Genomic DNA, 12374 nt, shown 5'->3' on the forward strand with positions numbered 1-12374 from the left:
CTGGACGCCGAGGCCCGGATGGCCGGCTACATGGAGGCGATGGCCGCCGCAGGCCTGCCGACCCGGGTCGTGGACGGGATGTTCACCAAGGCCTCGGGGCATGCGGCCGGCGAGGCCCTGGCGGCCCTGGCCGAGCCGCCGGACGCGGTGTTCGCCGCGAACGACAACATGGCCGTCGGCGCCATGCTGGCGCTGCAGGAAGCGGGCCTGAGGGTGCCTGAGGACGTGGCCCTGGTGGGCTTCGACGACATTCCGCTGGCCGGCCTGGTGCGCCCGGGCCTGACCACCTTGAAGATCCAGATCGCCGAGACCGGGCGCAACGCCCTGGTCCGGCTGGTGAAGCTCATCGGCTCGGCCGGCGACGTCGCGTGCGAGGTCGTGCGGCCGGAGCTGGTGGTGCGAGCTTCGACCCAACCCGCCCAAAGCGCCTCCGGCCTGTCCGGAGAGGCGCAAAGGGGCGTTCCAACACTGTCTCTTGAAGGGGAGAAACTGTGATGACGGGCAAGACCAGAGCCTATCTCGGCGCCGCCTCGGCGCTGGCCATGGCGATCGCACTTGGCGCCGCGGGCGCGGCGACGGCGCAGGTCGCGACCTCCACCCTGCGGGGAACGATCTACGAAGGCGAGACGCCGGAGGCCGGCGGGTCGGTGACCGTGACCGAGACCGCCACCGGCTACGTCTCCCGCGGCCGCATCGGCGCCGACGGCAACTATGTGATCCCGGGCCTGCGGCCGGGCTCGTACCGGATCACCGTGACGACGGCCGACGGCCAGACGGCCCAGGACACGGTGACCCTGGCGCTGGGCCAGGTGGCGACCCTGGATCTGGACGTCGCTCCGGCCGCGACCACGGCGGACGCCGAAGGCGCCACCGAACTGGGCGAGGTGGTCGTCACCGGCCGCCGGGTGTTCGAGGTCCGCACCCCGGAGGTCGCGACCAACGTCAGCCAGACGCAGATCAACAACCTGCCCCAGATCAACCGCAACTTCCTGAACTTCGCGGCGCTGGCCCCCGGCGTGCGCGTGACGGAGGGCGAGACAGAGCGGACCATCTCGGCCGGCGGCCAGGGCGCGCAGGCGATCAACGTCTTCATCGACGGCCAGAACCAGAAGTCGACCATCATCGACGGCGGCGTGGCCGGTCAGGACGACAGCCGCGGCAACCCCTTCCCGCAGGCGGCGGTCCAGGAATTCCGGGTCATCAGCCAGAACTTCAAGGCCGAGTACGAGCAAGCCTCGTCGTCGATCATCACCTCGGTGACCCGGTCAGGCACCAACGAATTCACCGGCGACATCTTCGTCAGCTACCAGAACCAGGACTGGATCGCGCAGGACCAGATATCGAAAGACCGCGGCCTAGAGCAGCCTGAACTGGAACGGCTGCAGTACGGTCTGTCGATCGGGGGGCCGATCATCCGCGACCGTCTGCACTTCTTCGGCACCTATGAGCGCAAGGACGAGACGCGCGCCAGCGTCGTCACCGTCAACCGCTCGACCTATGAACCCCTGTTCGCCAGCGAACTCGGGGCCTTCTCGACCCCGTTCGAGGAGGACCTGTTCTTCGGCAAGCTGAGCTGGTCGATCGACGACCGCCAGCGGCTGGACGTCAGCGCCACCTACCGGACTGAGTCCGACGTGCGCTTTGGCGGCGGCACCAACGCCTTCTCGCGCGCCGACGAGATCAACGCCGAGACCAAGTCCCTGAACATCCGGCACCAGTACCAGGGCGACAACTTCCTGAACGAGGCCTCAGTCGACTTCTTCGAGTACACGTACAACCCGACCTCGCTGAATTTCGAGGATTACGGCCGCCAGTACGTGATCTTCCGCGACAACTGCCCCGACGGCGATCCGCCCACCGCCGCCTGCCCGGCGCCGGCGGGCTTCCAGTACGCCAACGGCAACCGCGAGGCGACGGTGTTCTCGGCCGGCGGCGGCTCCAACAACCAGAACATCCGCCAGCGCAACTGGACGTTCCGCAACGACCTGACGTTCAGCGACATCGAGTGGCACGGGCTCCACACCCTGAAGATGGGCCTGAAGTTCTCGATGCAGAACATGTACGTCGAGAAGGAGTTCGGGCGGAATCCGCAGTTCACCTACGACATCGACGCCCGTCCGGAGATCAACGGCAGCCGGGACATACCGGTCCAGGTCGACCTGGGCGTGGCGGTGGAGCCGGCCGACGTCGATAACAACGTGGTCGGCCTGTACGTTCAGGACGACTGGCAGATCACCGACAAGCTGGAACTGAACATCGGCCTGCGCTGGGACTACGAGGACAACGCGGTCAACAACGACTATCGCACGCCGCAGTCGATCCGCGACATGCTGGCGGCGATCCAGAACCTGCCGGGTTACGACTTCCCATCCTACTTCAACTATCAGGACTACATCACTGACGGGCGCGACGCCTTCACCGGCGCCTGGCAGCCGCGGATCGGCTTCAGCTACGACGTCTTCGGCGACGAGCAGACGGTGATCTTCGGCGGCGCCGGTCGCTACTACGACCGCGTCGGCTTCAACTTCGCGTTCGACGAGCGGTTCAAGCCGTTCCAGTTCAACAAGACCATCTACTTCTCGCGCACGGGCGGACCCGCCGGCGGCAACCAGACCATCGCCTGGGATCCGATCTATCTGACGCCGGCCGGGCTGGACCCGCTGCTGGCCGCCGCGCCGGGGGCGGGCGAGGTGTTCCTGCTGAACAACGACATGGAGCCGCCGGTCACCGACCAGTTCAACTTCGGCGTCCGCCAGAAGTTCGGCGACTTCCAGACCGCGGTGACTCTGGCCTACGGCAAGACCGAGAACCTGTTCGCCTGGTACATCGCCAACGCCGGTTCAGAGACGGGCGATCGTTTCTCGGGCCCGACGCCGACCTCGGTGGGCTTCTCGCAGTTCCGCAACCTGATCTTCTTCGGCAACAACGACGCCGAGCAGGAGTTCAAGGCCCTGTACCTGACGGTCGATAAGCCGTTCGACACCGAGAGCAACTGGGGCATGACGTTCGCCTACACGCTCTCGGACGCCAAGCGGAACGGCAGCCGCGACGGGGGTCTGGCCGGCTTCGACTTCGACTACAACACCCCGGGCCTGTCGCCGACCTTCCCCACCGCCCAGGACGAGCGTCACCGCATCGTCGCGACCGGGATCGTGGGCCTGCCCATGGACTTCCGCCTGTCGGGCATCCTGACCCTGGGTTCGGGCCTGCCGTTCAACGTGTCCAACTGCCCCGACGCGGTGAACCCGAACATCTGCTGGAACGCCGGCCGGCCGCCGAAGCATGACTTCATCATCCCGGACGCCTGGGCCTTCCGTCAGCTGGACCTGCGGCTGTCGAAGGCCTTCGACGTGCCCTACGGCGATCGTGTCGAGATCATTTTCGACGCCATCAACGTGTTCAACTTCAAGAACTATTCGAGCTTCGAGGGGGACTTCAACAATCCCGCCTTCGGACGCCGCGCGTTCGGGCAGTACCTGCCCACGCGGAGCTTCCAGGTCGGGCTGCGCTACAGCTGGTAGGCCCCGCGGGCGCGCCTGGGCTCCAGCCTCGGGCGCGCCCTCGGCGCCCGCCGACGAACGCCTGCCGTCACGCCTAGAGGGGGCGGACAGGGAATAATCATCAATCGTCTCTTTGAAGTCGGGGGATTCAGTGACCAAGACCAAACGAACCTATCTGAGCGCGGCGTCCGCGCTCGCCGTCACCTTGTCTCTGGCCTGCGCCGGGGGCGCCGCCGCCCAGGTCAGCAGCGCGACGCTGCGCGGCACGATCTACGAAGGCGCCGCCCCGGAGACCGGCGGCTCCGTCGTCGCCACCGACACCGCCTCGGGCTACACCACGCGGGCGCGGATCGGCGCCAACGGCGTCTATGTGCTGCCGGGTCTGCGCCCGGGCTCTTACCGGGTCGCGGTGACCACCGCCGACGGTCAGACCGCCGAGGACACGGTCACCGTCGTGCTGGGCCAGGTCGCGACCCTGGACTTCGACGTGGCCTCGAATGTAACCGGTTCCAATGACCCGAGCGCGACCGAGTTGGGCGAGGTCGTGGTGCGCGGCCGCCGCATCTTCGAGGTCCGCACCTCGGAAGTGGCGACCAACGTCACCCAGCAGCAGATCAACGACCTGCCGCAGATCAGCCGCAACTTCCTGAACTTCGCCGCCCTGGCGCCGGGCGTGGTCGTGCAGGAAGGCGATACGGAGCGCACCATTTCGGCGGGCGGCCAGCCCTCGACCGCGATCAACGTCTTCATCGACGGCCAGAACCAGAAGGCCACCATCATTGACGGCGGCGTGGCCGGCCAGGACGACAGCCGCGGCAACCCCTTCCCGCAGGCCGCCATCCAGGAGTTCCGGGTGCTGACCCAGAACTTCAAGGCGGAGTATGAACAGGCCTCGTCGGCGATCATCACCTCGGTCTCGCGCTCGGGCACCAACGACCTGCACGGGGACCTGTTCGTGCAGTGGCAGGACGGCGACTGGATCGGGCGGAACGAGTTCACGCCGGCCAACCAGCCCAAGCCGCGTCTCGACCGCCTGCAGTACGGCGGCTCCATCGGCGGCCCGATCATCGAGGACCGGCTGCACTACTTCCTCGCCTATGAGCGCAAGGAGGAGACCCGCGATCGCTCGGTCAACCTGAGCCGGCTGGAATACACGCCCTTGTTCGAGGACCAACTGGGCACCTTCACCGCGCCCTTCGAGGAAGACCTGCTGTTCGGCAAGCTGTCCTGGCAGATCGACGACCGGCAGCGCCTGGAACTGAGCGGCACCTACCGGTCAGAGTTCGACATCCGGGATTTCGGCGGCACGACCTCGGCGGATCGCGCCAACCAGATCAACACAGACGTCCGCTCGATCGTCCTGAAGCACCAGTTCTACGGCGACGGCTTCTTCAACGAGGCGTCGATCGACTACTTCAGCTCGACCTACAACCCGCGCGCGCTGAACTTCGACCTGCCGGGCCAGCGCTACGTGGTCTACCGCGACAACTGCCCAGATGATCGTGCGCCGACGATCGCTTGCCCCGCGCCGTTGGGCTTCCAGTTCAACTACAACAACACCGAAGCCACCATCTTCACGACCGGCGGCGGACAGAACAATCAGGACATCCAGCAGGAAAGCCTGACCTTCAAGAACGATCTGACGTTCAACGAGGTCGAATGGATGGGCCGCCACACGATCAAGGCGGGCGTGAAGTACTCCATGCAGGAGTACTACGTCGCCAAGCAGTTCAACCGGAACCCGGTCTTCACCTACGACGTCGACGCACGGCCCGAGATCCTGGGCAGCCGCACCATTCCGACCCGTGTGGAGCTGGCGCTGCCGGTCGATCCGACCGTGGCCGAGAACAATGTCTTCGGCATCTACCTGCAGGACGACTGGCAGGTCACCGACAAGCTGGAGGTGAACCTCGGCATCCGCTGGGACTACGAGGACAACGCCGTCAATAACGACTACCGCACGCCGGACATCGTGCGCCGCTTCATCACGGCGCTGGCCGCGCACCCGGCCTATGCCTCGACGGTCGACCTGTCGAACTACATGACGACGAACGGCCGCGACGCCTTCACCGGCGCGATCCAGCCGCGGATCGGCTTCTCGTACGACATCTTCGGCGACGAGCAGACGGTGCTGTTCGGCGGCGCCGGCCGCTACTACGACCGGATCGGCTTCAACTTCGCCTTCTCGGAGCGCAACGGCCCGTTCAATCGGACCAAGACGATCAACTTCTCGCCGGCGGGGGGGACCTACGGCGGTCTGAACGACACCGTCGCCTGGAACCCGATCTACGCCACGCGCGAGGGCCTGGACACCCTGCTGGCCGGGACCGTCGGCACGGGCGAAGTCTTCCTGGTGCGGAACGACGCCGAGATGCCGCACACGGATCAGTTCAACCTCGGCCTTCGCCAGAAGTTCGGCGAGATCCAGACGGCGCTGACCTTCTCGTACGCCAAGACCGAGAACGAGTTCGGCTGGTATCGCCTGAACGTCAACGCCGCCAACTCGGTGGTCGTGCCCTTGCCCGGCGTGATCGATCCGTTGACCGGCGTGGCCTTCCCGTTCCGCAACGCCTTCTATTCCGACCACAATCGCGAGCGGGAATACCAGGCGATCTATCTGACGATCGACAAGCCCTACAACTCGGACGCCGGCTACGGTTTCAACATCGCCTACACCTACGCCGAGGCGACCCAGAACGGCAGCCGAGACCAGGGCCTGTCGAACTTCGACTTCGACTACGCCTCCATCGCGCAGACGCCGACGTTCAACTCGCCGGGCACCGACCGTCACCGCCTGGTGATGTCGGGCACGGTGGACCTGCCATGGGAATTCCGGCTGTCCACCCTGATCACTCTCGCGTCGGGCAAGCCGTTCACCGGGTCGCGGCCCAGTGCGGTCGGCAAGCCGATGTGGTTCGAATTCTACCCGCAGAAGTACGACTTCATCATCCCCAACGCCTGGGCCTATCGTCAGGTCGACCTGCGCCTGACGCGCGAGTTCGAGGTCTGGGGCGGGGATGTCGTCGAGTTCACCTTCGACGCGATCAACGTGTTCAACTACGCCAACTACAACGGCTTCAATCAGACCTACCAGAACAACACCGCGGGGTTCCCGCTGAACCCAACGTTTGGCACGCCGACCTCGCAATCCCTGCCGACTCGCAGTTTCCAGGTCGGTCTGCGCTACCGCTGGTGATCGTCTCCTGAGCCTGCGGCCGCTCCGATCCCCAACGGAGGCGGCCGATTTTTTTGACCTGAGTGAGTAAGAGTATGAGGATGGACCACATGGATCGCAGGCGTTTTCTGATGGGCTCCACCTTCGTCGGCGCGGCGCTGGCGGCGGCCGGATGCGCGGGCGTTCCGCTGGCGGGTCCGTCGATGGGCGCGGCCCTGGATCCGGACGTCGAGGAACTGCAGCGGCGGACCTTCGACTGGTTCGTCCATGTGACCAATCGCGCGAACGGCCTGACGCCGGACCGCTGGCCGACGCCGTCGTTCAGCTCGGTGGCCGCGGTCGGCTTCGCCCTGACCTGCTGGCCCATCGGCGTGGAGCGCGGCTGGATGACCCGCGAGGAGGCGCGCGAGCGCACCCTGACCACCATCCGTTTCTTCCATGACGCGCCCCAGGGCCCGGATGCGACCGGCATGGCCGGCTACAAGGGCTTCTTCTACCACTTCCTGGACATGGAGACCGGACACCGCTTCGGTCAGGTCGAGCTCTCGACGGTCGACACCACCCTGCTGCTCGGCGGCATGCTGTTCGCAGCTCAATGGTTCGACGGCGACCACGCTGACGAGGCCGAGATTCGCCGTCTGGCCCAGGCCGTCTACGAGCGGGTTGAGTGGGACTGGGCCGTGGTCCGGCCCAACCGCATCACGATGGGCTGGCACCCCGAGAGCGGCTTCATCGAGGCGGACTGGAACGTCTACAACGAAGGCATGCTGGTGCTGCTGCTGGCCATCGGCAGCCCGACCCACCCGGTCCCCGCCGCCGTCTGGGACGAATGGTGCAGCGTCTACGATCGCAGTTGGACCGACCGCTGGGGTCCCACCTACCTGCACTTCGGCCCGATGTTGGGGCATCAGTACAGCCACATGTACGTGGACTTCCGCGGCGTGCACGACGCCTTCATGCGGTCCAAACAGGCCGAGATGCCCGGCTTCGACTATTTCCAGAACAGCGTCCGCGCGGTCGAGGTGCACCGGAAATACGCCGTCGACAACCCGATGGGTTGGGCCGGCTATTCGGCGGATGTGTGGGGCCTGATCGCCTGCGACGGGCCCGGCGACTTCAAACAGGTCATCAATGGGCGCGAACGCGAGTTCTTCAGCTATTCGGCGCGCGGCCCTGGTGAGCGTGACGACGGCACGATCGCGCCGACGGCGTCCCTGGGCTGCTTCCCCTTCGCCCCCGCCGAGGTCACGGCCTGCCTGAAGGCGATGAAGGCCCGATACGGCGCCGGCATCTACACCGAGTTCGGCTTCCTGGATTCCTTCAACCCGACGCTGACCGAGCGGCAGGGCCGGCTTCAGCACGGCCGGATCGTCCCCGGCGTGGGCTGGGTCGACGGCGACTATCTGGGCCTCGACCAGGGGCCGATCGTCATCCAGATCGAGAACCACCGTTCGGACATCGTGTGGAAGCGCATGCGGGCCGAGCCCAATGTGATCCGGGGCCTGAAGCGGGCCGGCTTCACCGGCGGCTGGCTGGATCGCGTATGAGCCTGATCCGGCCCGACCGGCGCGCGGCGCTCGGCCTGATGGCGGGGGCGGCGGCGTCCGGGCTGGCGGGATGCGGACGGCGCGAGGCGGGGGTCACCCGCCTGCGCTTCTGGGCCATGGGCAATGAGGCGACCAACGTCCCGCAGATCCTGCCGGAGTTCGAGCGGCTGAATCCCGGGATCAAGGTCGATGTGCAGGCCCTGCCGTGGACGGCGGCGCATTCCAAGCTGCTGACCGCCTACGCCGGGTCGTCGCTGCCCGACCTCAGCCAGGTCGGCAACACCTGGGTGTCCGAGATGGCGGCCATCGGCGCGATCAGCCCGACGCCCGATTTCGCCGCCGACCTGCTGACCGACCAGTTCCCCGCCGTGCTCGAAACCAACCGGATCGGCGGGCGGGCGGTGGCGACGCCCTGGTACGTCGACACCCGGCTGATCTACTACCGCTCGGACCTGCTGGAGCAGGCCGGCTACGACGCCGTGCCCCAGACCTGGGCCGGCTGGAAGGCGGCGATGCATGCGGTCAAGCGGATCGTCGGGCCCGACAAGTACGCGGTGCTGCTGCCGGTCAACGAGTTCGAGCAACTGCTGACCTTCGGTCTCCAGGGCGACGAGCCGCTGCTGAAAGATCAGGACACACGCGGCAACTTCTCCAGCCCGTCGTTCATCGCGGCCCTGGCCTTCTACAAGAGCCTGTTCGACGAGGGCCTGGCCCCCGTGGCCTCGGCCGCGCAGATCTCGAATGTCTGGACGGAGTTCGAACGGGGCTGGTTCAGCTTCTACTTCTCGGGCCCTTGGACGGTGGGCGACTTCAAGAGCCGGCTGAAGCCCGGAACCCGCTGGATGACCTCGGGCGTGCCCGGACCGAACGGTCCCGGCGCCTCGGCGCCCGGCGGGTCGTCGCTGGTGGTCTACCGCAGCTCCCCGCACCAGGAGGCGGCCTGGAAGCTGGTGCGCTATCTGTCCGACCCCGGGGTCCAGGCCCGGTTCAACGTCATCACCGGCGACCTGCCGGCGCGCCAGAGCGCCTGGGCGACGCCGTCGGTGGCCAACGACCCCTACATCGCCGCCTTCAAGGGTCAGCTTTCGCGAGCAAAGGCCGTGCCCAAGGTGCCCGAGTGGGAGCGGATCGTCACTGAGATGCAGATCGTGGCGGAGCGCCTGGTGCGCGGCCAGTTCACGCCCGAGACGGCGGCGGCCGAGATCGACCGCGCGCCGACCGGCTGCTGGAGAAGCGCCGCTGGATGATCGAGCAGGGGAGGGCGCGGTGATGTTCTGTTCTGCCGCTCATCCCGGCGAATGCCGGGACCCAGATCACATGACTCGACGATGGCCGCTGAAGGCCCAGATCGAGCTCGTGAGTCCGCGCCAAGGCAGCTGGGTCCCGGCATTCGCCGGGATGAGCGGGTGGATGGCATGAGCGCCTCCACGGTTGGCAAGCGCGAGCGCGCCGCCTGGGGCTTCGTCGCCCCGGCGCTGATCGCCATCGCGGTCTTCTTCGTCGTGCCGGTGTTCGCGGCCCTGCTGCTGAGCCTGACCGATTTCGACATCTACGCCCTGGCCGACATCCGCAACGTCCGGTTCGTGGGCCTGCAGAACTACGAGCGGCTGCTGACCAACCCGCTGTTCTGGGGGGCGATGCGCAACACCGGCCTGTTCGCCCTGCTGGGCGTGCCGCTGGCGATCGGCGCCTCTCTCGGAGCGGCCGTGATCCTGAACGCGCGCGTCATCAAGTGGCGGCCGATCTGGCGGGTGATGTTCTTCGCCCCCTATGTCACCACCCTGGTCGCCACGGCGGTGCTGTGGAACTATCTGCTGCACACCCGGTATGGCGTCATCAACTGGGGGATCGGTTCGATCGGCCTGCCGCCGGTCGACTGGCTGGGTGACCCCAAGACCTCGATCCCCGCCATCCTGATGTTCGTGGTGTGGAAGATCTTCGGCTACAACATGCTGATCTTCCTGGCGGTTCTCCAGACCGTGCCGGACGACCTGTACGAGGCCGCGCGCATTGACGGGGCCGGGCCCTGGAAGTCCTTCCTGAACGTGACCCTGCCGGCGATCGCGCCGACGCTGCTCCTGGTCTCGATCATCTCGGTGGCCGGCTTCTTCCAGCTGTTCGCCGAGCCCTATGTGATGACCCAGGGCGGGCCGGCCCAGTCCACGGTGACGGTGCTCTACTTCATGTACGAAGAGGGCTTCAATGGTGGAACCTGGGCTCCGCCAGCGCCGTGGCCTTCGTGCTGTTCGTCTGCATCCTGGCGGTGACGCTGGTGCAACTGGCGGCCGCCCGGCGGGTGGGGGCCTACGAATGAGGCTCCGGACGATCCTGCTGAACCTGGCGACGGCGGTCATTGCCCTGCTGGTCCTGTTCCCGCTGGCCTGGATGGTCTCGGTCAGCTTCATGTCGACCGGCGAGGCCGCCAGCTTCCCGCCGCCGCTGCTGCCGACCAAATGGACGCTGCAGCACTATCGCGACCTGTTCGTGACCCAGGGGATGGGGCGCTACCTCTGGAACAGCGTCGCCCTGGCGACCCTGGCGACGGGGCTGGCGCTGCTGTTCACCGTGCCGGCCGGCTACGCCTTCGCCAAGCTGCGCTTCAAGGGGCGCGAGCGGATCTTCCAGCTGCTGGTCGCCGCCCTGGTGGTGCCGGCCCAGATCGGCACCTTGCCGCTGTTCCTGATGCTGAAGGGCATGGGGCTGGTCAACACCTACGCCGGGGCCCTGGTGCCGTGGCTGGCCTCGATCTTCGGCCTGTTCCTGGTGCGGCAGTATTCGCTGTCGATCCCCGACGAGATGCTGGAGGCGGCGCGCATCGACGGCGCCTCGGAGGGTCAGATCTTCCGCAAGGTGGTGTTGCCGACGTTGCAGCCGATCATCGTCACCCTGGCGCTGTTCGTCTTCCTGGGCAGCTGGAACGACTTCCTGTGGCCCCTGATCATCCTGACCGACCAGTCCAACTACACCCTGCCGGTGGCGCTGGCGGCGCTGTCGCGCGAGCACGTGCAGGACATCGAGATGATGATGGCCGGCGCCACGATCACGGTCGCCCCGGTGCTCGCGCTCTTCCTGGCCCTGCAACGCTACTACATCCGCGGCATGCTGGCCGGGAGCGTGAAGGGATAGGGCGGGCCGGTCCTGCGTTCCTCCCCCAACGGGGGAGGGGGACCGCCGAAGGCGGTGGAGGGTCTATCCGCTTCACCGGTATCCGGGGCTGGCGCCCCTCCACCATGCTTCGCCCAAGGGCTGCGCATGGTCCCCCTCCCCTGAAGGGGAGGAACGTATGGAGTCGCGTATGTTCGTCCGTTCGCTGTTTCTGATCGCCGCCCTGGCCCTCGCGCTTCCCGCCCAGGCCCAGTCCACGCGCGTCCTGGACGGCTTCGAGACCCTGGCGCCCTGGTCGGCCGACGCTTCGACCGATGTGTCGTCCGAGGTCACCGCCGTCGCCGGCCATGACGGCCGGGCGATGCGGCTGGACTACGATTTCAACGGCCGGTCCGGCTACGCCTTCGCGGCGCGGGCGATCGACCTGCGGGTTCCCGACAACTACGAGATCAGCTTCTGGCTGCGTGGCGAGATGCTGCCCAACACGCTCGAGATCAAATTCGTCGACGCCTCGGGCGACAACGTCCACTGGCGGCAGATCCAGCGCTTCCAGGCCAGCGGCGAATGGACCCGCTACGTCGTCAAGAAGCGCCAGATCGTCTGGGCCTGGGGGCCCGAGGCTGACCGCACCTTCCGCGGCGCGGCGCGCATCGAGTTCGTGATCACGGCGGGGCAGGGCGGCAAGGGCTGGATCGAGGTCGACCAGCTGGAGCTTCGCGAGCTGCCGCCCGAGCCGTCGGTCCCGCCGCGTCCGCTCGCCTCCGCCAGTTCGGAAGATGGGCTGAACACGGCCGCCCGCGCGGTGGACGACGACCCGCTGACCTTCTGGCGCACGGCCTCCGCGGGCGCGCAGAGCCTGGCCCTGGACCTGGGCTATGAGCGCGAGTTCGGCGGCGTGACCCTGCGCTGGGCGGACCGGATGGCGGCGTCGCGATACCGGCTGATGGGCTCCTCTGACGGGCGCGACTGGCGCGAGCTGGCGGCGGTGACGGACGGAAACGGCGGCGTCGACTGGCTGCGGACGCCGAGGCCTCGGCCCGCTGGCTG

General features: G+C 67.2%; 8 protein-coding genes. All 8 read left to right on the plus strand.

Annotated features, from left to right (window positions below):
• Positions 1-495 (plus strand): LacI family DNA-binding transcriptional regulator (locus AC2W7C_RS06190; protein ID WP_486000659.1); only part of this gene is annotated, 495 nt, incomplete at its 5' end.
• Positions 495-3521, plus strand: a complete 3027-nt coding sequence (locus AC2W7C_RS06195) for a TonB-dependent receptor (protein ID WP_486000660.1) — start codon at positions 495-497, stop codon at positions 3519-3521. The genes AC2W7C_RS06190 and AC2W7C_RS06195, both read left to right, overlap by 1 nt.
• 130 nt (positions 3522-3651) lie before the next feature.
• A complete protein-coding gene (locus AC2W7C_RS06200) occupies positions 3652-6696 on the plus strand; it encodes a TonB-dependent receptor (protein WP_486000661.1) in 3045 nt (1014 codons plus the stop codon).
• A 110-nt stretch (positions 6697-6806) separates the two neighbouring features.
• A complete protein-coding gene (locus AC2W7C_RS06205; RefSeq protein ID WP_486000662.1) occupies positions 6807-8222 on the plus strand; it encodes a glucoamylase family protein in 1416 nt (471 codons plus the stop codon).
• On the plus strand, positions 8219-9469 hold the full coding sequence (locus AC2W7C_RS06210; RefSeq protein ID WP_486000663.1) for a sugar ABC transporter substrate-binding protein: 1251 nt from the start codon (positions 8219-8221) through the stop codon (positions 9467-9469). The genes AC2W7C_RS06205 and AC2W7C_RS06210 overlap by 4 nt, the downstream gene beginning before the upstream one ends.
• A 168-nt stretch (positions 9470-9637) precedes the next feature.
• Complete coding sequence (locus AC2W7C_RS06215; RefSeq protein ID WP_486000664.1) at positions 9638-10489, plus strand: carbohydrate ABC transporter permease; 852 nt, start codon at positions 9638-9640, stop codon at positions 10487-10489.
• A 43-nt stretch (positions 10490-10532) separates the two neighbouring features.
• Entirely contained in the window at positions 10533-11348 is an 816-nt protein-coding gene (locus AC2W7C_RS06220) for a carbohydrate ABC transporter permease (protein ID WP_486000665.1), read from the plus strand.
• A 169-nt stretch (positions 11349-11517) separates the two neighbouring features.
• Positions 11518-12374, plus strand: an 857-nt coding sequence (locus tag AC2W7C_RS06225) for a discoidin domain-containing protein (protein WP_486000666.1), incomplete at its 3' end; no start/stop codon positions are given.

It is taken from the genome of Brevundimonas sp. CURTG3B2_SDJG, assembly GCF_057364705.1.